19 protein-coding genes are annotated in these 20287 nt (G+C 76.2%); 7 read left to right on the top strand and 12 right to left on the bottom strand.

The features are described 5' to 3' along the window. Positions 1 to 98: 98 nt before the first annotated feature. The 4 genes from BMY88_RS10210 to BMY88_RS10195 all read left to right on the top strand — a co-directional run bounded on the left by BMY88_RS10210 (position 99) and on the right by BMY88_RS10195 (position 3107). Positions 99 to 875 (top strand): glycerophosphodiester phosphodiesterase family protein, encoded by a 777-nt coding sequence (locus BMY88_RS10210; protein WP_091942920.1) that lies wholly within the window; start codon positions 99 to 101, stop codon positions 873 to 875. Then, complete coding sequence (locus tag BMY88_RS10205) at positions 872 to 1750, top strand: lysophospholipid acyltransferase family protein (protein ID WP_091942917.1); 879 nt, start codon at positions 872 to 874, stop codon at positions 1748 to 1750. Before BMY88_RS10210 ends, BMY88_RS10205 begins: the two co-directional genes overlap by 4 nt. Next, a complete protein-coding gene (locus tag BMY88_RS10200; protein WP_244524571.1) occupies positions 1747 to 2577 on the top strand; it encodes a thymidine kinase in 831 nt (276 codons plus the stop codon). Before BMY88_RS10205 ends, BMY88_RS10200 begins: the two co-directional genes overlap by 4 nt. A 185-nt stretch (positions 2578 to 2762) precedes the next feature. Further along, on the top strand, positions 2763 to 3107 hold the full coding sequence (locus BMY88_RS10195; protein ID WP_091942727.1) for an RNA polymerase-binding protein RbpA: 345 nt from the start codon (positions 2763 to 2765) through the stop codon (positions 3105 to 3107). A gap of 206 nt (positions 3108 to 3313) precedes the next feature. On the opposite strand, the gene BMY88_RS10190 is transcribed toward BMY88_RS10195, so the two are convergent. The 3 genes from BMY88_RS10190 to BMY88_RS10180 all read right to left on the bottom strand — a co-directional run bounded on the left by BMY88_RS10190 (position 3314) and on the right by BMY88_RS10180 (position 7609). Next, on the bottom strand, positions 3314 to 3802 hold the full coding sequence (locus BMY88_RS10190) for an FxsA family protein (protein WP_091942725.1): 489 nt from the start codon (positions 3800 to 3802) through the stop codon (positions 3314 to 3316). Between the two features lie 143 nt (positions 3803 to 3945). Beyond that, the gene (gene lnt, locus BMY88_RS10185; RefSeq protein WP_091942723.1) at positions 3946 to 5580 is read right to left on the bottom strand and encodes an apolipoprotein N-acyltransferase; all 1635 of its coding nucleotides are present in this window, start codon (positions 5578 to 5580) and stop codon (positions 3946 to 3948) included. Positions 5581 to 6085: 505 nt separating this feature from the next. Continuing rightward, the gene (locus tag BMY88_RS10180) at positions 6086 to 7609 is read right to left on the bottom strand and encodes an amidohydrolase (RefSeq protein WP_091942721.1); all 1524 of its coding nucleotides are present in this window, start codon (positions 7607 to 7609) and stop codon (positions 6086 to 6088) included. 62 nt (positions 7610 to 7671) lie between these two features. Between BMY88_RS10180 and BMY88_RS10175 the strand changes: the two genes are divergently transcribed. Next, the gene (locus tag BMY88_RS10175; protein WP_091942720.1) at positions 7672 to 8202 is read left to right on the top strand and encodes a GNAT family N-acetyltransferase; all 531 of its coding nucleotides are present in this window, start codon (positions 7672 to 7674) and stop codon (positions 8200 to 8202) included. Between the two features lie 4 nt (positions 8203 to 8206). Here BMY88_RS10175 and BMY88_RS10170 read toward each other — a convergent pair whose 3' ends face one another. Further along, positions 8207 to 9067 carry a lysophospholipid acyltransferase family protein gene (locus BMY88_RS10170; RefSeq protein ID WP_091942719.1) on the bottom strand — a complete coding sequence of 287 codons (861 nt, stop codon included), beginning with the start codon at positions 9065 to 9067 and terminating at the stop codon, positions 8207 to 8209. A gap of 45 nt (positions 9068 to 9112) precedes the next feature. After that, a complete protein-coding gene (locus tag BMY88_RS10165; RefSeq protein ID WP_091942717.1) occupies positions 9113 to 10321 on the bottom strand; it encodes a carboxylate-amine ligase in 1209 nt (402 codons plus the stop codon). 109 nt (positions 10322 to 10430) lie between these two features. Between BMY88_RS10165 and BMY88_RS10160 the strand changes: the two genes are divergently transcribed. Next, entirely contained in the window at positions 10431 to 11276 is an 846-nt protein-coding gene (locus tag BMY88_RS10160) for a hypothetical protein (RefSeq protein ID WP_091942715.1), read from the top strand. A gap of 112 nt (positions 11277 to 11388) precedes the next feature. Here BMY88_RS10160 and BMY88_RS10155 read toward each other — a convergent pair whose 3' ends face one another. From BMY88_RS10155 to BMY88_RS10140, 4 genes are read right to left on the bottom strand one after another with little or no spacing between them, the layout of a single operon-like run. After that, the gene (locus tag BMY88_RS10155; protein ID WP_091942713.1) at positions 11389 to 12510 is read right to left on the bottom strand and encodes an Rv2578c family radical SAM protein; all 1122 of its coding nucleotides are present in this window, start codon (positions 12508 to 12510) and stop codon (positions 11389 to 11391) included. Positions 12511 to 12555: 45 nt separating this feature from the next. Further along, positions 12556 to 12951: a nitroreductase/quinone reductase family protein gene (locus tag BMY88_RS10150; RefSeq protein ID WP_091942711.1), complete on the bottom strand. Its 396-nt coding sequence runs from the start codon at positions 12949 to 12951 to the stop codon at positions 12556 to 12558. A gap of 9 nt (positions 12952 to 12960) precedes the next feature. Next, complete coding sequence (locus tag BMY88_RS10145; RefSeq protein WP_091942708.1) at positions 12961 to 13434, bottom strand: Lrp/AsnC family transcriptional regulator; 474 nt, start codon at positions 13432 to 13434, stop codon at positions 12961 to 12963. Next, positions 13409 to 14548, bottom strand: coding sequence for a M24 family metallopeptidase (locus BMY88_RS10140; RefSeq protein WP_244524570.1), 1140 nt, complete (start codon positions 14546 to 14548; stop codon positions 13409 to 13411). Before BMY88_RS10140 ends, BMY88_RS10145 begins: the two co-directional genes overlap by 26 nt. An 80-nt stretch (positions 14549 to 14628) precedes the next feature. Between BMY88_RS10140 and BMY88_RS10135 the strand changes: the two genes are divergently transcribed. Continuing rightward, the gene (locus tag BMY88_RS10135; protein ID WP_091942911.1) at positions 14629 to 15546 is read left to right on the top strand and encodes a 5'-3' exonuclease; all 918 of its coding nucleotides are present in this window, start codon (positions 14629 to 14631) and stop codon (positions 15544 to 15546) included. 42 nt (positions 15547 to 15588) lie between these two features. On the opposite strand, the gene BMY88_RS10130 is transcribed toward BMY88_RS10135, so the two are convergent. The 3 genes from BMY88_RS10130 to BMY88_RS10120 form a co-directional block, all read right to left on the bottom strand. Continuing rightward, positions 15589 to 16236, bottom strand: a complete 648-nt coding sequence (locus tag BMY88_RS10130) for a DUF4333 domain-containing protein (protein WP_091942706.1) — start codon at positions 16234 to 16236, stop codon at positions 15589 to 15591. A gap of 111 nt (positions 16237 to 16347) precedes the next feature. Continuing rightward, the gene (locus BMY88_RS10125; protein ID WP_091942704.1) at positions 16348 to 19200 is read right to left on the bottom strand and encodes a DEAD/DEAH box helicase; all 2853 of its coding nucleotides are present in this window, start codon (positions 19198 to 19200) and stop codon (positions 16348 to 16350) included. Between the two features lie 195 nt (positions 19201 to 19395). Further along, on the bottom strand, positions 19396 to 20208 hold the full coding sequence (locus BMY88_RS10120) for an SDR family NAD(P)-dependent oxidoreductase (protein WP_091942702.1): 813 nt from the start codon (positions 20206 to 20208) through the stop codon (positions 19396 to 19398). Positions 20209 to 20287: the final 79 nt, after the last annotated feature.

The raw sequence follows: 20287 nt of genomic DNA, 5'->3' as shown, positions 1-20287 counted from the left end.
CACGCCCGACACTCGCGGGGGCCCGCGTGTCGAACGCCGCACCCCGGGCGGTCGAGGGCCTGACCAGCGGTTCGCCGTGTCGCACTAGCGTGTCGACCGTGCCCCCGGCCCGCTTCGCGTTCCTCGACGCGCCGACCCCGCTGGCGATGGCGCACCGCGGCGGGGCGATCGAGCACGTGGAGAACACCATGCCCGCCTTCCAGGCCTGCGTGGACCTGGGTTACCGGTACCTGGAGACCGACGTCCAGGTGACGGCCGACGGCGTGCCGGTGGTGTTCCACGACCCGACGCTGGACCGGGTCACCGACCGCAGCGGCCGGCTGGACCAGCTGCCCTGGTCGGAGGTCTCGACCGCCCTCATCGGCGGCCGGGACCCGATCCTGCGGCTGGAGGAGCTGCTCGGTGCCTGGCCCGACGTCCGGTTCAACCTCGACATCAAGGCAGCGGGTGTCCTCGCGCCGCTGGTGCGACTGGTCCGCCGGATGCGGATGGCCGACCGGATCTGCCTGGGCTCCTTCTCCGACGCCCGTCTCGCCGCGGCCCGCCGGCTGTTCGGCCCGACGGTGTGCACGTCGCTGGGCCCGCGCGGGGTGGCCGCCCTCCGGCTGTCGTCGTACTCGCCGCGCGCCGCCGGCCTGGTCCGGATCGAGGCCGGGTGCGCCCAGGTCCCGCTGCGCCTGGGCGGACGGGCCCTCGTCGACGAGCGGTTCCTCGCCACGGCCCACGACCGCGGGCTCCAGGTGCACGTGTGGACCGTGGACACCGAGGAGGAGGCGCACACCATGCTCGACCTCGGCGTCGACGGGATCATGACCGACCGGCCGGCCCTGTTGCGGGGCGTGCTCGTGGAGCGCGGCCAGTGGGTTCCGCGATGAGCCTGCGCGACTGGCGGCCCCGGACGCCGCCGCTGCCCGACCACCTGCAGGGCGTCGTCCGGTCCGACGACCCCGAGTGGTTCGTCCGGGAGCTGGCCATCGCCGCGGCGCCGCCGTGGTGGTTCTGGCGCGCCGCGTTGCGGCGCTGCTCGTGGCTGGTCGGCCTCTTCGGCCGGGTGGAGGTGACCGGCGGGATCCCCGAGCACCTCCGCGACGGGCCGCTGCTGCTGGCGGCCAACCACATCGGCGACTTCGACCCGTTCGTCGTCGCCGTCGCCCTGCACCGCATCGGCGTCGTCCCGCGGATCATGGCGACCGGGGGCATCATCTCCGCCCCCGTGGCCGGGCCGCTGCTGGAGCGCACCGGCGCCATCCGTGTCGAGCGCGGCACCGAGCTGGCCCGGCACGCCGTCCGCGTCACCGAGGTCGCCCTCGTCCACGGCGGGCACGTCGTCGCCTATCCCGAGGGGCGGGTCGGGCTGGCCGCCGACGGCTGGCCCGAGCGCGGGCGCACCGGCATGGCGCGGATGGCGCTGGGTCTGGGCGTCCCGGTGATCCCGGTCAGCCAGTGGGGCGCCCACGAGGTCCTCCAGTACGGCAACGACTGGGGCAAGCTGCGCACCCTGGCCCGCGCGGCCGTCCGCCGGCCGGCCCTGCGGGTCCACCTCGGTCCCCCGGTCGTGCTCGACGACCTGCGCATGGGCCGCGTCGGCGACGCCAACCGCGCCCGCTACCGGATCGCCGCGGCGATCACCCGCGGCCTGGTGCCGCTGCGAGCCGACGAGCCGGACCGGCCCGCCTTCGTCGACCCCACCCGCCCGACGACGGCGGTCTCGGCGTTCCCGGGCGGTCTCGTCCCGGACGACGTCCCGTGACGGCACCCGAACCCTCCACCCCGACGGACGACGACTCCCCCGGAGCGCCGGTGACCCCACCCGACGACGCGGTGAACCTGACCGTGCCCGACCCCGATCCGCGCCGCCGGCAGCGGCCGTCCGCCGTCCCGGTCGCGGGGAACCGCCGCAGCTATCCGGCTCCGGCGCACCTGCGCTTCTTCCACGGGCCGATGGACTGCGGCAAGTCCACGCTCGCGCTGCAGGTGGACCACAACCAGGCCCGGCAGGGCCGGTCGGGGATCCTGCTGACCCAGGGCGACCGCTCGGGCCGGCCGCGGATCAGCTCGCGCGTGGGCCTCACCCGCGACGCCGTGGAGGTGCAGGCCACCACCGACCTCCGGCTGCTGGTGCGCAGCCACTGGGGCGAGGGACGCCGGGTGGACTACCTGATCGTCGACGAGGCGCAGTTCCTCACCCCGGTCCAGGTCGACCAGCTGGCCGAGCTCGTCGACGAGTCGCACGTCGACGTCTGGGCCTTCGGGCTGACCACCGACTTCCGGACCCGGCTGTTCCCGGGCACGCAGCGCCTGCTGGAGGTCGCCGACGACGTCCAGCGCATCCAGGTCGAGGTGCTGTGCTGGTGCGGGCTGCCGGGGCTGCTCAACGCCCGCGTCGTCGACGGGGCGATGGTCCGGCACGGCGCCACGGTCGTCGTCGCCGACACCGCGCCCACCCCGGCGCCCGGCGAACCGTCGGCCGGGACGTCGGAGACCGACGTCCACTACCAGGTGCTGTGCCGACGGCACCACGTGCTGGGCCAGCTGGGCCCGACCGCGGCCGGTCCGGGGCAGCTCGCCCTCCCCTGAGTCCCTCTTCCGGGGGGCGGTGTGCGCCCCGATACCACCCCATGCGATGATTACGGGCCGACGAAGCGGAATCTCTCCGCGAATTCTGTCGTTGGTCCTTTCGATCCCCCCGTCCAGTGGGTACCCCTGCTCGCGACGGACCGGGATGAGACCGATACACCTTCAGCACGAGAGGACGGTGTGCCATGGGCGAGCGTTCCCTACGCGGTAGCCGACTGGGCAGCGTGAGCTATGAGACCGAGCGGAACACCGCGCCGATCGAGCGTCAGTACGTCGAGTACAAGTGCGCTTCCGGCCACCTGTTCTCGGTGCCCTTCGCCGATGACGCGGAGGTGCCCGACACGTGGGAGTGCAAGTTCGACGGCGTGGGCGCCAAGCTCGTGGGCGGTGCCGAGCCGGCCCCCAAGAAGGTCAAGCCGCCGCGCACCCACTGGGACATGCTGCTCGAGCGTCGCTCCGTCGAGGACCTGGAGGAGGTGCTCGCCGAGCGCCTCGAGGTGCTCCGCGGTCGCCGCACCCGCGCCAGCTGAGCGCACCTGATCGACGTCCGGCCCCGGTGGGATCTCCCACCGGGGCCGGATGCGTTTCCGGGGTCTGCCGCGCCGCTCGCCGCGCCGCCCGGGTCACCCGCCCCGCGCCGCCCGCGGCATAGGAAGCTCTGCCCACGTCCTGCGGCCGAGGGCGTGGGAAAGGCTTCCTATGCCGGGACCCCGATCGCCGCCGGGCCCGGGAGGGCTCAGGGCCGCGGGTCCTCCCGCAGCACCTCCCCCTCGATGACCATCGGCCGGGCGCGGGCCGCCGCGGGTCCGCCGACGCCCTCGGCCCGGGCGCTGCGCACGTGCACGGGGCCGCGCAGGTGGGCCGGCAGGCGGGAGACGAACACCCGCCCCAGCAGGGCCCGCAGCAGCGGCCGGGTGGGCGGCAGCAGGCAGAGCAGGCCCACGATGTCGCCGAGGAAGCCGGGCAGCAGCATGAGCAGCCCGCCGACGGCGATCAGTCCGGCGTCGCCCAGCGCCCGGCCGGAGGGACGCCGTTCCTGCGCCTGCGCCCGCAGTTCGGTCAGGGCGCGGGTGCCCTGACGGCCCAGCAGCAGCAGCCCCAGCGCGCTCGTGACGAGCGTGGCCAGGATCGTCCAGCCGACCCCGATCCAGGCCGCGACCAGGATGAAAACGACGACCTCGGCCAGCGCGAGCACGCCGAACGCGGTCCGCACACGACGACCCACGACACTCCCTCGTCCACCGCGCGGGCCGCCCGCGGTCCGCCGTCCGGACCGCGCTCGACGCACCCGCCGTCGCGGACTCTCGTGCGGGCCGCGCCGGGCCCGCACCAGTCACAACGCGCGAGGGCGCCGTCTTGCTCCTGGGCTCAGGCGGTGCGCGCCCGCCGCCGCCGGATGCCCGGCACGACCACCCCGAGGAGGGCGCCCACCCCCAGCGCCGTCAGCACCCACTCCGGGCCGGCACCCAGCCGCTCGGCGAGCGTCGTGGAGTTCCGCTGGGCGATGTCCTCGACGAAGGTCGCCGCGGTGAACAGCTCCGAGCGGCGCACCACCGACCCATCGGGCGCCACGATCGCGGAGATGCCGCTCGTGGCGGCCACCACGACCGTGCGGCCGTACTCCACGGCCCGCAGCCGGCTGGCGGCCAGCTGCTGCTCGCTCTCGTCGGTGTACCCGAACGTGGCGTTGTTGGTCTGGACGACGAGCATCCCGGCGCCGGCCTCGACGGTGTCGTGCACCAGCCCGTCGTAGACGATCTCGAAGCAGATGACGTCGCCGACGCGGGCCCCCGCCATGTCGAGCACCCCGACCTCGTCGCCGGCGCGGAAGTCGCGGCGCACCAGGTCGACCTTGTCGGTGAAGAAGCGGAAGAACGACCGGGCGGGCACGTACTCGGCCAGGGGCACCGGGTGGCGCTTGACGTAGGTCTCCCCCGGCCCGGTCTCCGGGTCCCACACGATGCCGGTGTTGCTGAGGAACCGTCCCGGCCCGTCGACCACCGCGCCGACGAGGATGGGCGCCTCGATGGCCTCGGCCGCCCGGTCGATCGCCCGCGCGGCGTCGGCGTTGGTGTACGGGTCGATGTCGGAGCTGTTCTCCGGCCAGATCACCAGGTCGGGCTGCTCCGCGTCGCCACGCTCGACGGCGGCCGCCAGCTCGACGGTCCGCTGCACGTGGTTGTCGAGCACCGCGCGCCGCTGGGCGTTGAAGTCCAGGCCCGCGCGGGGCACGTTGCCCTGGATGACCGCCACGGTCCGCGTCGGACCGCCCTCGGTCAGCGAGGGGCCCGCGAGCGGCAGCCAGGCCACTGCGCCGGCCAGCGGGACGGCGAGCACGGCGACCACGGCGAGGACGCCGGCCCGCAGGGCCCCGGTCCGCTCCCCCGCGGGCCCGGTCCGCGAGCCGCGCCGGGCCCGGGCCAGGGCCAGGACGGCCGCGGCCAGCAGCGTCCCGGTCAGGGCCACGGCGAAGCTCACGAGGGGCACGCCGCCGTAGGCCGCCAGCGACAGGAACGGCCCGTCGGTCTGGCTCAGCCCCAGCCGCCCCCAGGGGAAGCCGCCGAGGAACCACCGGCCGCGCAGCGCCTCGTCGGCGACCCAGAGGGCGGCGGTCCACAGCGGCCACCACCGCCGCCCCGAGACCGCGGCCGTGGCGGCGCCCAGCAGCGCGAAGTAGGTCGCCTGGTAGACGGCGAGGGCGAGCCAGGGGAAGGCGCCGACGTAGACGCCGGTCCACGACAGCAGCGGCACGAGGAACGCCAGGCCCAGCACCAGGCCGAGCCAGGCCCCCGACCGGGCGCGCTGCCCGCGGACGGCCAGCGCCAGCGCCGCCGGGCCGAGGACGGCGAGGGCGGGCAGCGACCAGCCGGGGAACGCCAGCAGCAGCGCGAGACCACCGGCGGCGGCCAGCGCGGTCCGCCAGGGCAGCCGGCGGGTCCGGGGACCGGGGCTCTCGCCGGGGTCCGCCGGCGCGGCCACGGCACCGGTCGCGGTTGCCGACACCCGTGGCCTCCCCGAGGTCGTGGCGCCCGGGGGCCGGGCGGTCGGAGGCCGGCGCGGACGCCGGCCGGGACCGGCGCGGTGCTCCGGTCCCGGGCCAGCATCCCACTCCGCGCCGGGGTACCGGTCCCCCGACGGGGCCGGTCGCGCCGTCGGGGCCGATCCGCGAGCCGCCGAACCGGTGCGAGCCGGCGGGACGGCGAGCCGGCCGACGCATCCCCGGGGCCGGCCCGGGCGGCCGCGGGCGGCGGTCGTCGGGTCGTTGTCCAGGCGGTGCGGGCCGTGCCGGTCCTCGCCGGGGTGCCGGGAGCGCGCCTGCTCCGGTCGGGCGCGCCCCCTCCGCCGGCCCGGCGGGGCGGATCCCGTGGGACCCGCGCGACCGGGAGGGTGCGCGCCGTCCCGGGAGGAGCACACCGGTGCCTCCGGAACGGAACTGCAGCGACTGTAGGAAGCGGGGCCGCCGCCACGGGCCGCTGCGGCGCGACCGTGGCGGACCGTGACGCGATCGTTACGGGTGCCCGACCGCCGAGGAGCTCACGCCGGCCACGAGCAGCTCGCGGCAGGCCGGCCGGGCGCGGTCGGCCAGTACCTGCGACAGCGTCGCGTCCGTCGCCCACAGCGCCAGGTCGGCGGGCGCTCCGACGGCCAGCGGCCCGGCGGCGTGCTCGTCGCGGGCGGCGTACCAGCCCCCGTGCGTGGCCGCGTCGAAGGAGTCGAACGGGCGCAGGCCGGACGCCGTCGTGCGGTGGTCGACGGCCGCGTGCACCCCGCCCCAGGGGTCCAGCGGCGTGACCGGGGCGTCGCTGCCCAGCGCCAGCGTGATCCCGGCGTCGGACAGCTCGGCGAACGGGTTGCACGCCAGCGCCCGGTCGACCCCCAGCCGTTCGGCGTACATCCCCTCCGGACCACCCCAGGCGGCGTCGAAGGCCGGCTGGACGCTGGCGACGACGTCCCACGCGCGCATCCGCGCCGCCATCCCGGGGCCGACCATCTCCAGGTGCTCGAGCCGGTGCCGGCAGGCCCGGACGGCGGCGACGCCCAACTCGTCGACGACGGCGCCGATCGCGTCGAGCACCTGGCCGACGGCGGCGTCCCCGATGCAGTGGAAGCCCGCCTGGACGCCGGCCAGCGTGCAGGCGCGCACGTGCTCGACGAGCGTGCCGGTGTCGAAGCGCAGCTCCCCGGCGGTCTCGGGCCGGTCGCTGTACGGGCGGCCGAGCGCGGCGGTGTGCGAGCCGAGCGCGCCGTCGCAGAACAGGTCGCCCCCGGCACCGGCGAGCCCGAGCTCGGCCACCAGCGTGAGCCCGCCGCGCTCGGACAGCTCCCCCCAGTAGCCGACCACCCGCGGCCCGGGCTCCTCCACGGCGAGGGCGATCAGCTCCGCCAGGTCGTCGGCGCCGGACACCTCGGGGCCGGCCATCTCGTGCAGGCTCCCGATCCCGAGGCCCGCCGCCGCGGCCAGCGTCGCGCGCTGGGCGGCCCGGCGCTGCGGCGCCGTCACGGCGCCGAAGGCCGCCTGCCGGGCGGCGTGGTGGGCGTCCAGCCGCAGCCGCCCGTCCGCGCCGAAGCCGGGCAGGCCCGCGATGCCGGGCACGAGGTCGAGCAGCGCGGTGGAGACCGTCGCCGAGTGGACGTCGACACGGGCCAGGTAGACCGGCCGGCCGTCCGCGACCGCGTCCAGGTCCGCCCGCGTGAGGCCACGGCCCTCGGGCCAGCCCGTCTCGTCCCAGCCCGTGCCCAGCAGCACGCCACCGGGCGGGCTGCGCCGCACGTGGTCGGCGACGGACGCCACGGCGTGCCCGAGGCTCGACCTCCCGTGGAGGTCGAGACCGGTGAGCGCCAGGCCGGTCGCCGTCGCGTGCACGTGGGCGTCGACGAACGCGGGGGTGAGCAGCGCCCCCTCCCCCGCGACGGTGCGCCCGGCGCCCGGGGCGTCGCCCGCGCCGCCCACCCAGCCGATCCGGCCGTCGACCACGTGCACCGCGCGGCCGGGCCGGTCGCCGACGGTCACGTCGGTCAGGAGCACGCTCATGGGAGCAGCATGACCGCAGGCGCGGGACGGCTACCCGCGGCCCCGCGGGGTAGGGCCCGACGATGGGACCGACCGAGGCGCTGCCGCGCACCGACCGGCTCCGGCTTCGCCCGTGGTCCACCCGGCGCGACGACCTCGCCCGCCTCACCGACCTGTACGGCCGCCCGGAGGTCACCCGCTGGCTGGGCGGCGGGCCGACGGTGACGCCGGTGGAGCTGGTCGAGCGCTGGCGCCGGGTCGGCGACACCGACCCCCGGTACGGCTGCTGGGCGGTCGAGACCGGCGAGCCGCCGCGGATCGCCGGCACCGTGCTGCTCAAGCCCCTGCCCGGCGGCGTCGGGGAGGTCGAGGTGGGCTGGCACCTGCACCCGGACTCGTGGGGCCGCGGCTACGCCACCGAGGCCGCCCGGGCGGTGATCGAGCGGGCGTTCCGGCTCGGCGTGCCCGAGGTCTACGCCGTCGTCCGGCCCGGGAACGAGGCGTCGGTCGCCGTCTGCCGCCGGCTCGGGATGACGCCGCTGGGACGGTTGCGCCGGTGGTACGACGTCGAGCTGGAGACCTACCGGCTGATGGCCCCGACCGTGGTCGAGTGAGCCCTCAGCGGCGCAGGAGCCGCCGGCGCAGCCGCGCCACGGGGTGCGGCCGCTTCGCCTTCTTCCGCGTGCCCGAGTAGTCGGCCACGTCGAGCAGCTTCGCCTCCTCGGGTGTCGGCGCGGTGCCGCCGAGGTGCGCCGGCTGCCACCACAGGTCGTCCGGGCCCGCGGGCTGCTGCGGGTACTCCCGCTGGGCCCGGTCCAGCAGCTCCTCCATCGCCGCCCGGGTGCGGCGCAGCAGCGCGGCCGTCCGCTCCCCCGGCGCGGCCACGATCGGCTCGCCCAGCAGCACCGTGATCGCGACGCCGCGGCGCAGCTGCGGCTTGTGGTGCTTGGTGGTGATCCGCTGCCCGCCCCAGACGGCGGCGGGGACGATCGGCACCCCGGCGTCCAGGGCCATCCTCGCGGCGCCGGCCTTGAGGTCCTTGACGGTGAAGCTGCTGCTGATCGTGGCCTCGGGGAAGACCCCGACGACCTCGCCGTCCTTGAGTGCCCGGACGGCCGCCTCGAACGCCGCGGCCCCCGCCTTCCGGTCGACCGGGATGTGCCCCATCGCCCGCATGAAGGGGCCGGCGAACCAGTGGCCGAAGACCGAGGCCTTGGCCATGAACCGCACCAGGCGGTGCGCGGGCAGCGCGCCCAGCCCGAGGAAGGTGAAGTCGAGATAGCTGACGTGGTTGCTGCAGATGATCGCGCCGCCGGTCGTCGGCACGTGCTCACCGCCGCGGACCGTGAAGCGGAAGCCGAAGAGCCGGAACACCACCATCGCCATCCGGACGACGAACCGGTAGGGCCGGTCCCGCCGGTCGGGACGCGACCCGTACAGGTCGCGGCGGACGATGTCGCGCCAGCGGACGATCTCCATGGGCGGGACCCTAACGGGGCCACCTGGACGGCGCCCCGGAACCGCTCATCCCGCCGTCGTCACCTCGATCGCGGCGCGAACGACCGCGGTCAGGTCGCCGGTCCCGACGTGCACCCGCCGCTGCTCCTGGGCCCCGGTCCCGCGGCTCAGGATGGTCGCCACCCCGGCCGAGACCCGCTCCTCGTCCCCGGCCTCGGCCAGCGCGGGACGCACGTGCTCCAGCAGCGCGGCAACGACGTCGGCCGCGGGCGCGGGGCGGCCGTCGAGCGGCGACACCAGCTCGGCGTCGATCCCCGAGCGCGCGGCGCGCCACCCGGCCACGCGGACCAGCTCGCTGCGGACGCCGGGGGCCGGGACGCCGTCGCGCCACTCCCGGGCCGCGGTCTCCACCAGGGCCCGCACCAGGCCCGCGTGGGTGACGGCGTCCTCGACGCGCAGGGCGACGTCGGCGATGCGGACCTCGACCGTCGGCCACCGCTCGGACAGCCGGGCGTCGAAGTAGACCATCCCGGTGTCGACGATCGTCCGGGTCGCCACCAGGTCCGCCACCACCTGCCTGTACTCCGCGGCGTCGGCGAACAGCTCCGTGGGACCCGAGGACGGCCACCGGTTCCACGACTGCGACCGGAAGCTCGCGTAGCCGCTGTCCCGGCCCAGCCAGAACGGCGAGTTCGCGGTCAGCGCGGTCAGCACGGGCAGCCACACCCGGATCCGGTTGAGGACGGCGACGCCCTCCTCGTCGTCGGCGACCGAGACGTGCACGTGGCAGCCGCAGGTGAGCTGCTCCAGCGCCGTCAGGCCGAAGGTCTCGGTCATGTCGGCGTACCGCTCCCCCGGTGTGGTCACGGGCTCCACCCGCACCGGGGAGCTGGCCAGCGCGGCGACCCGCGCGCCCGCGGCCCGAGCGGCGGCGTCCGCGCGAGCCCGCCAGTGGCGGAGCTCCGCGGTGACCTCGGCCAGGTCCCGGCAGACGCGGGTGCCCAGTTCGATCTGCTGCGCCTTGAGCTCGGGGACGAGGTGGCCGGGCGGGTCGGTGGCCTCGTCGTCGCCGTTCCCCCCGCTGTCGACCGCACCGTCGTCCCGCGAGGCCCGGTCGTGCTCGCCGACCGTCTCCCCCTCGCCCCGGCGGGCGGCGGCCTCCAGGGCCTGCGGGCCGAGCGGGACCGGCACCCCCGACGGGTCGACGACCAGCAACTCCTCCTCCACGCCCAGGGTCCGCACCCGCTCGTGGTCCCCAGATCGGGCCCCGGGCATGCGGAGGGTCCCCCGATCGGTGCTTGCGCCGGAGGCGCGGACGATGTCAACGGCGAGGGCCGCCGAGGAAATCATGCAATGTTGTTAGGGATAACGGTAGAGTTCCGGCATGGCACGTGAGTGGCAGCTCCCCCTGCCCGACATGCCGGTGCCGCCCCCGGAGCGGGCGTGGCGCCGGTTGACGGCGCCCGAGGGCTACGGACCGCAGTGGCGGCGGCTGGTCGACGCCGCCCTGGAACTGGGGCTCGGCCCCGACGACCTGGCCGAGGACGGCCTCGAACCGGTGGCCGTCGCCCGCGGCTGGCGGCCGGCGACGGTCACGCTGTACAGCAAGGTGGCCCGGTACGGCGGCGTCGCGCTGCCCGTTCCGCGGACGCCGGAGCCCGACCCCGCGACGCTCGACCTCCGGCCGCTGACCCGGATCCGCAGCGAGGACCCCGAGCACCTGCGCGCCGTGGCCTGGTGCGCGCTCGCCCTGGGCTGGCCGGCGGCCGTCGGCCAGTTCCGGTCGCTGCGCCGGGACCAGGTGCACCCCAGCGCCGGCCGGCTCGTCGTGCGCACCGACGACGGCGAGTGGTCGGTGCCGGGTGCGACCACGGCCTGGAACGCGTGGGAGGAGGTGCGCGGCCACTTCCCCGCTCTGGCCGCCAGCCCCTGGGTGCTCCCGGCGCTGCGCCGCGGCCCGGGTCTGGACTCCCGGATCGGCGGCCGGCTGTCCAACCAGGCACTGCAGGTGACGTTCACCAAGCACGCGGTCGGCACGGGGCACCACCTGCGGGCGACGGCGGGGCCGCGGCGCCGGGAGTGGGCAGCCGCGCTCGCCGAGACCTACCGGGAGCTGTCCTACGACTCCTACCGCCGCCTGTCCCTCGCGGCCGGGGCGCCACCGGTCAGCGGACGCGGCGTCGTCCGCGCCGAGCGCGCGGTCGCCCGCGAGGCGCGCCGGGCGGGCTGACGGGTCCCCTCCCCCGCTCCTGGAGTCCTCGTGCTCTGCCCCCAGGGGCGGGCAGGGCACCCGCGACCTGGTCGCAGGCACCCGGGGCCGCCTCGACCGGGCCAGGCGCAGCTCAGAGCAACGACAGCTGCTCGGGCGGGACGGGCGCCGCGGATGCCGGCTGCCGCGGCCGGGCTCCGGGGATCCCGGCTGCCGGGTCCTCCCGGCGCTCCGGGAGGCTGCCGGCGGGGAAGGCCGCGTCGTCGTCTCCCGGGACGCCGGTCCCGCGGGCCTCTCCCCCGGCCTGCCGGTCCAGGCCGTGCGCGGTCAGGAGCGGCCCGACCCGGTCGGCCAGCCACCGCCGGTACTCGGCCGGCACGTAGGCGCCGCGGCCGTAGAGCTGCCGGTACCGCGGCACCAGCTGCGGGTGCTCGCGGGCCAGCCAGCCGGTGAACCACTCCCGCGCACCGGGCCGCAGGTGCAGCGGCACCACTGTGCCGCCCGAGGCCCCGGCGGCCGCGATCGCGCCGAGCGCGGCGTCGAGGTCGGCCCGGCTGTCGGTGAGCCCGGGGAGCACCGGCGCCAGGAACACGCCGCACGGCAGGCCGGCATCGGTGATCGCGCGGACCAGGTCCAACCGGGCCCGTGGCGACGGCACCCCCGGCTCGAGCGCGGCGTGCAGCTCCTCGTCCCAGATCGCCATCGAGACGCCGAGCCCGATCGGCACCTCGCGTGCCGCGGCCACGAGCCGGGGCAGATCGCGGCGCAGCAGGGTGCCCTTGGTCAGGATCGAGAACGGCGTGCCGGAGCCGGCCAGTGCGTCGATCACCCCGGGCATCAGCCGGTAGCGGCCCTCGGCTCGCTGGTAGGGGTCGGTGTTGGTGCCCAGCGCGACGTGCTCGCGCCGCCACGACGGGCGCCCGAGCTCCCGGCGCAGGACGTCGACCAGGTTGGTCTTCACCACGATCTGGGTGTCGAAGTCCCGCCCGGTGTCCAGCTCCAGCCACTGGTGCGTCCCTCGAGCGAAGCAGTACAGGCAGGCATGGGAGCAGCCGCGGTACGGGTTGATCGTGTGGCCGAACGGCATGCCCGAGCCGGACGGGACGGCGTTCAGCGCCGACCGCGCACGCACCTCGTGGAAGGTGAGCCCGGGGAACTCCGCGACCTCGACGCTGCGCAGCAGGCCGCGGATCGACGGCATGCCGGGCAGCGTCGTCGGCTCCTCGAGGTCGAGCCGCTGGGCATCCCACCGCACACCTCATCCGAACACACGTTCGATGCAGTGTCCAGCGCGGACCGCTCAGCCGGCGACGACGTCCGCCCGCACGAGCACGACGCCCGCCGGGTCGGCCGGGGCCGCCGGCACGACCGCCCGGTAGGTGGCCAGGCCGGCGGCGTCGCCCTCGACGGCGACCGCGCGGGCGCGGAGGTGCGCCCCCGCCACCCACAGCTCCACGTCGGCCGGCTCCGTGAGGTTGCGCCACCAGGTCTTGCGCTCCGCGGCCCCCACCAGGATCCAGACGGTCGACCCGTCCCGGACGTACTGCACCACCAGCTCGTGCGGACGGCCGGTGCGCCGGCCCGTGTAGCGCACCACGGCCAGCCGCCGGCCCACCCGCGCGCCGAGCGGGGAGCGGAGCACCCGGCGCAGCACCGGGTTGGCCAGGCGGTTGGTCACGGCGAACGCGGCGGGCACGGTCGCAGGCTAGAGGGGCGGCCGGTCCTCGAAGACGGTCGACAGCACCACGGTCGTCCGGGTGCTCACCCCCGCCAGCGACCGGATCTCGCGGAGCAGGTCCTCCAGCGCCTGGGTGGAGGCGACCCGCACCTTGAGCAGGTAGCTCTCCGCCCCGGCGACCGAGTGGCACGCCTCGATCGCCGCCAGGTGGGCGAGCTTCACCGGCGCCTCCTCGGCCCGGTCGACGTCCAGGGGCGTGATCGCGACGAAGGCGGTCAGCCCCAGCCCCAGGCCGGTCGCGTCGAGGCACGCCCGGTAGCCGGTGATCAGGCCGCGCTGCTCGAGCCGCCGCACGCGCTGGTGCACCGCGGACACCGACAACCCCACCCGGTCGGCGAGCTCGGTGTAGCTGGCCCGGCCGTCGCGGGCGAGAGCCGCCATCAGCGCCCGGTCGACGTCGACCGGTCCGGGGGCCTCAGCCGGGGAGGCGGACGAGCTCACGGGAACCCGCGTTGACCGAGCGCACGCCCTCGGCGGTGCAGACGACGATGTCCTCGATCCGCGCGCCGCAGCGCCCGGCGTGGTAGATGCCCGGCTCGACCGAGAAGGTCATGCCCGGCACGAGCGGCAGCTCGTTGCCGGCCACGATGTAGGGCGCCTCGTGGGTGTCCATCCCGATGCCGTGCCCGGTCCGGTGGATGAACTGCTCCCCCCAGCCGGCGTCGGTGATGACCTGCCGGGCGACCGCGTCGACCGCCTCGGCGGTGGTGCCCGGGCGGACGGAGGCGACCGCCGCCCGTTGGGCCTCCTGCAGCACGGCGTACCACTCGGCGGTCCCGGCGTCGGGCTCGCCGCCGACGACGTAGGTGCGGGTGCAGTCGGAGCGGTAGCCCGACGGCAGCTCGCCGCCGATGTCGACCACCACGAGGTCCCCGGCCTCCACGACCCGCCCCGACAGCTCGTGGTGCGGGCTGGCGCCGTTCGGCCCGGAGCCGACGATCGTGAAGTCCACCCCGACGTGCCCCTCGGCCAGGATCGCCGCGGCGATGTCGGCGCCCACCTCGGCCTCGGTGCGGCCGACGCGGAGGAACGCGCCCATCCGCGCGTGCACCCGGTCGATCGCGGCGCCGGCTGCGGCGAGCTCCTCGACCTCAGCGGCGGTCTTGACCATCCGCAGCCGGTCCAGCACCGGGGCGGCCAGCTCCAGCGCGGACCCCGGCAGGGCCCGCTGCACCCCCAGGGCGTGCTCGGCCCAGGTGCGCGAGCCGACCGCGACGCGCGCCGGCGCGGACCCCAGCCGGCCGGTCGCGGCCCGCGCCAGCAGCGCGAACGGGTCGTCGGTCTCGTCCCAGGCGAGGACCTCCAGGCCCAGCGCCCCGGCGGGGCCGGCGTCGACCATCGGCGCCTCCAGCCGCGGGACCACGAGGAAGGGCTCCCCCCGCCGCGGGACCGCCAGCGCGGTCAGCCGCTCCATGGCGTGGGCGTGGTACCCGCTGAGGTAGCGCAGGTCCGACCCCGGCGTCACCACCAGCAGGTCCAGGCCCACCTCTTCCGCCACGTCCCGCGCGGCGTGCACCCGCTCGATGGTCACCAGGGGCCCCGTGTTCGCCGTCACGAGGGCAAGACTATCGGTGGGGCACGACCGAAATACGGCCCGGAGGGCGGAGCCCGCTACCGTCCCCGGTCGTGACGACGATGCTGCTGGACGCCGCCAGCCTGTACTTCCGGGCCTTCTACGGTGTGCCCACGAGCGTCACGGCCCCGGACGGGCGCCCGGTCAACGCCGTCCGCGGCTTCCTCGACATGACCGCCCGGCTGATCACCACGCACGGCCCCGACCGCTGGGTGGCCTGCTGGGACGACGACTGGCGGCCGGCCTTCCGGGTCGAGGCGCTGCCCACGTACAAGACCCACCGGCTGGCGCCCGACGGCGGCGAGGAGACCCCCGACGAGCTGGGCCCGCAGGTCCCGGTCCTGGTGGACGTCCTCGCGGCGGCCGGCCTGGCGCGGGTCGGTGCCCCCGGGTACGAGGCCGACGACGTCATCGGCACGCTGGCCACGCGGGCCCGCGGCCCGGTCGACGTCGTCACCGGCGACCGCGACCTGTTCCAGTTGGTGGACGACGCCCGCGGCGTGCGGATCCTCTACACCAACCGCGGCATCACCGACATCGAGGTGGTCGACGAGGCGGCGGTGGCGGCGAAGTACGGCATCCCCGGCCGGGCCTACGCCGACTTCGCGGTCCTGCGCGGCGACCCCAGCGACGGCCTGCCGGGGGTCGCGGGCATCGGCGCGAAGACCGCGTCCGCGCTCATCTCCGAGTTCGGCGACCTCGCGGGCGTCCGGGCGGCGGCCGCGCGGACCGTCGTCCCGAAGGCGCCGCTGACGGCCGCCGTCCTCAAGAAGCTGCACGCGGGTGCGGCGTACCTGGACGCGGCACCCGTCGTCGTGGCGGTGGCCACGGACGTCGACCTGCCGGCGGTGGACGGCGACCTCCCCCGCCGGCCGGCCGACCCGACGGCGCTCGCGGCGCTGGCCGAGGCGCACGGCATCGGGTCGTCGCTGCGCCGGCTGGGTGCGGCGCTGGGCTGGCCGGCCGACGCGCTGGACTGAGCGCACCGGCCGGCCAGGTGCTGGCCGCCGTCGGGTCGTTCGTCAGCTCGAGACGTCGGCCCAGGTGTAGGCGCCGTCGTCGTCGGTGATCGTGATCGAGATGCGGACCTCCGCGCCACCGTCGGCCTCGGCCCCGGTGCACTCGTAGCTCTCGCCGACCTCGACCTCCATGTCGTCGGGGCAGTCGAGGCTCGCCAGCTCCGTGCCGTACTGCTCGCTGTACTGGCGGCTGACGTCCGAGCGCACCGAGTCGGCGTCGAGCACCGTCTTGTCGAACACGAACAGCGGCAGGATGATCGCGGCCGCGATCAGCACCAGCGCGAGGACGGCGAGACCGAGGATCAGGCCCGTCTTCGACTTCTTCGCCGGCCGGCCGTACTGGCCCGGCCCGCCCGGCTGGCCGTAGCCCGGCTGCCCGTACTGCTGGCCCGGCTGGCCGTAGCCAGGCTGCCCGTACGAGGGCTGCCCGGGCTGCCCGTAGCCGGGCTGACCCTGCTGGCCGTAGCCGGGCTGACCCGGCTGACCCGGCTGGCCGTAGGGGGGTTGCCCGGGCTGCCCGTAGCCGGGCTGCCCGCCCTGCTGGCCGCCGTACCCACCGGGTGCCGGCTGGCCGTAGGAGGGCTGGCCGTACTGCTGGCCCGGCTGCCCGTACTGCCCCGGCTGGTTGCCACCCTGCGGTGGGTTGGTCATCGTCGCTCCCGTCCGGACGGTGTGTGGCGGTGTGGCGTGCTCTCCCCGCGGACGGGGGCGGGTGGCATTCTGCCCCACCTACGTGCCGCAGACCGGTCCGCGGCGCGCAGGTCACCCGCCCGCGGCAACCGCCACCACCCCGCGACGCACCTTGGGCACCGCCGCTCGTGCCGTCGCCGCCACGCCGTCGTCGGCGCCCTTGCCGAGCTGGTCGAGCAGGTCGAGCAGCTGCCGCGCCCAGCGCACGAAGTCGCCCCCGGACAGCTCGGTGCCGGCCTGCTCGGCCCCCGCCAGCACCCGGTCCAGGTCCTGCCCGTCGGCCCATCGGTAGGCCGCCCAGGCGAAGCCGAGGTCCAGATCGCGGGTCGGGGGGACGCCGGCGGAGACCTCGACCTCGAGCAGCCGGGATCGGATCCGGCGCATCTCCGCGATCGCGCCGGAGACCTTGCCGGCGGGCACGGCCGGCTGGCCGGGGGTCTCCCGGCGCGCCTCGAACACCACGGTGGACACGACGGCGGCGAGCTCCGCGGGGGTCAGCCCCCGCCAGGCACCCGAGCGCAGGCACTCGGCGACCAGCAGGTCCGCCTCCGACCAGATGCGGCCGAGCCGCCGCCCCTCGTCGGTGACCAGGGGCGGATCCGCCGGGGAGTCCGGTGGGGAACCGGCCGGTGCGACCTCGGGCACGAGGTAGCCCAGCTCCTCGAGCACGTCGCAGGTCCGGTCGAACTGGCGGGCGAGCGAGCCGGTCCGCTCGGTCATCCGGCGGTGCAGTGTCTCCGCCTCCGACACCGCGCGCAGCCACCGGTCGGCGGCGCGCACCCGCTCCTCCCGGTCGGGCAGGGCGTGCACCGGATGGGCGCGGAGGGCGCGGCGCAGGTCGTCCAGGACCGGGTCGTCGGCCGCGGCGGAGCGGTGCTTGACCCGGCGGGCGCCCAGATCGTTCTCCACGCGGGCGTTGCGCAGGGTCGCGGCCAGGTCGCGGCGGGCGTGCGGGCTGCGGTGGTTGAAGTTGCGCGGCACCCGCACCCGCGCCAGCGCGGTGACCGGCGTCGGGAAGTCGACGGGGCCGAGGCGGCCGGCCCACTTGTCCTCGGTGACCACGAGCGGGCGGGCCTCGCCGTCGCCGTCCAGGCCGCCGTCGGAGACGCCGGGGTCCAGGACGACGGCCAGCCCCTGCCGCCGTCCCGAGGGCACCCGGATGACGTCGCCGGGCCGCAGCGCGGCCAGCGCCTCGGCGGCCTCGAGCCGGCGCTTGGCCTGCGAGTCGCGGGAGAGCTCCTTCTCCCGGTCCGAGATCTGCCGGCGCAACCGCACGTACCCGGCCACGTCCCCGCCCTCGGTGGCCATCTCCGCGGCGAACTGCTCGGCGTCGCGCTCGTGCCGCGCCGCGGACCGGGCCAGCCCGACCACCGAGCGGTCCGCCTGGAACTGGGCGAAGGACGAGGCCAGCAGCTCCCGGGTGCGGGTCCGGCCGAAGCTGCCCACCAGGTTGACGGCCATGTTGTAGCTCGGCCGGAACGACGACCGCAGCGGATAGGTCCGGGTGCTGGCCAGGCCGGCGACGACGGAGGGGTCCAGACCGGGCCCCCAGACGACGACGGCGTGCCCCTCCACGTCGATCCCCCGGCGCCCCGCGCGGCCGGTGAGCTGGGTGTACTCCCCCGGCGTGACGTCGACGTGCGCCTCGCCGTTCCACTTGACCAGCCGCTCGAGGACGACGGTGCGGGCGGGCATGTTGATGCCCAGGGCGAGCGTCTCGGTGGCGAACACCGCCTTGACCAGGCCGCGGACGAAGCACTCCTCCACCGCCTCCTTGAAGGCGGGCACGAGGCCGGCGTGGTGCGCGGCGATGCCGGCCATCAGCCCCTCGCGCCACTCCCAGAAGCCGAGGACGTGCAGGTCCTGCTCGGGCAGCGAGCCGGTCCGCTCGTCGACGATCGCGGCGATCTCCGCGCGCTCGTGCTCGTCGGTGAGCCGCAGGCCGGCCCGCAGGCACTGGTCGACGGCGGCGTCGCAGCCGTTGCGGCTGAAGACGAAGGTGATGGCGGGCAGCAGCCCCGCCCGGTCCAGCCGCTCGATCACGTCGGGGCGGGGCGGAGGCCGGTACCGCGGCCGCTGGTCGAACCCCTCGCGCCGCCGGCCGCCCCCTCCCCCGCCGCCCCAGGTGTCCAGCCGGCGCTCCTGCTCCCGCACGAAACGGACCAGCTCCGGGTCGACGACGGAGGCGCCGCGCTCCCGGGTCGACCGCCGGCGCGGATCGTCCCCCTGCTCGGCGGCGTGCGCGGCCGGGCGGAGGGAGAACAGGTCGAACACGCGGTTGCCCACGAGCATGTGCTGCCACAGCGGGATCGGCCGCACCTCGCTGACCACGACCTTCGTGTGGCCGCGGACGGTGACCAGCCAGTCGGCGAACTCCTCCGCGTTGCTCACCGTGGCCGACAGCGACACCAGGGTCACCGACGGCGGGAGGTGGATGATCACCTCCTCCCACACGGCGCCGCGGAAGCGGTCGGCGAGGTAGTGCACCTCGTCCATGACCACGTAGCCGAGCCCCGCCAGCGCCGGGGACTCGGCGTACAGCATGTTCCGCAGCACCTCGGTGGTCATGACCACCACGGGGGCGTCGCCGTTGATCGCGTTGTCCCCGGTCAGCAGTCCGACCTTCGCCGCGCCGTAGCGCTGCACGAGGTCGGCGTACTTCTGGTTCGACAGCGCCTTGATCGGGGTGGTGTAGAACGCCTTGCGGCCCGCGGCGAGCGCCTTGTGCACCGCGAACTCGCCGACGACGGTCTTGCCCGCACCGGTGGGCGCGCAGACGAGGACGCCGGCGCCCTCGTCGAGCGCCTCGCAGGCCTCGACCTGGAAGGGATCGAGGGAGAAGCCGAGATCGGCCGCGAAGTCGGCCAGGGCCGGGTGCGCGCTCCGCCGCCGGGCAGCCGCGTACCGCTCAGCGGGGCTGGACATGCCCCCACGGTAGGCGGTTCCGGCCCGCGGGCCAGCCGGAACGCCGGGGCGCCGTGCCGTTGCTGCCCTCCCCGGTCCCTCCTCCGGACGCCGGCCGCCTCCGGCGGCGACGGTGTTGGGGATAACGGTGATGGTCCGGCCGTGTCGCACGGGCCCGTAGCGGGCCGCGAGCCGGAGGGGCGGGAGGGTCCTCGGTCAGTCCTGGGGCGGACCGCCGAGGACGGGTCCGCCGTCGACGGAGAAGGTCTGGCCGCTGACGTAGGCCGACGCGTCGGTGGCGAGGAAGAGGACGGCATGGCCGATGTCGGCGGGCACGCCGATCCGCCCGAGCGCCGTTCCCTTCCCCATCTCCGCCGGGTCCAGCCCCGCGACCTCCCACGCCGCCGATGCCCGCTCGGAGGCGACGCCGCCCACGGCGATGCAGTTGGCCCGGATCCCGTGGCGGCCCCACTCCGCCGCCGTGACCCGCGTGAACATCTGCAGGGCGGCCTTGGCGGCGCTGTAGCCGGCGCCGTACCGGACGCCGGTCACCCCGGCGCCGGAGGAGAGGTTGACGATCACGCCGCGGCCGGCGGCGATCATGTGCCGCCCGGCCTCGCGGGTGCACAGGAACGGGCCCTTGGCGTTGAGGTCGAACACGGAGTCCCAGGCCTTGGTCGGCGTCGACTCCAGCGGACCCATGCGGGTGCCGCCGGCGTTGTTGACCAGGACGTCGATCCGTCCGAACGCGTCGATCGCCGCCTCCACCAGGGCGACGACGGACTCCTCCTTCTTCACGTCGGTCGGCACGGCCAGCACCCGCACGTCCGGGTTGCCCACCTGCGCCCCCAGCTCCTCCAGCTCCGCCTTCACCCGGTCCAGGTCCGCCTGGGTGCGGGCGGCGAGGACGACGCCGTCGACGCCGTGCCGGACGAAGATCCGCGCGGTCTCCGCGCCGATGCCGGTCCCGCCACCGGTGACGATCGCGGTCCTCCCCCGCAGGCTGAGCGGGTCGGCGAGCACGGTCATGGGGTCCTCCTCGGCGCTGGCCGGCGCGGATCGCGCCGGCCGGGCGGGGCGGGGGCCGATCGCCCCCGCGCTGGACCCG

It is taken from the genome of Trujillonella endophytica, assembly GCF_900110555.1.
Classification (GTDB): domain Bacteria; phylum Actinomycetota; class Actinomycetes; order Mycobacteriales; family Geodermatophilaceae; genus Trujillonella; species Trujillonella endophytica.
This window is presented reverse-complemented; position numbering and strand designations above follow the sequence as displayed.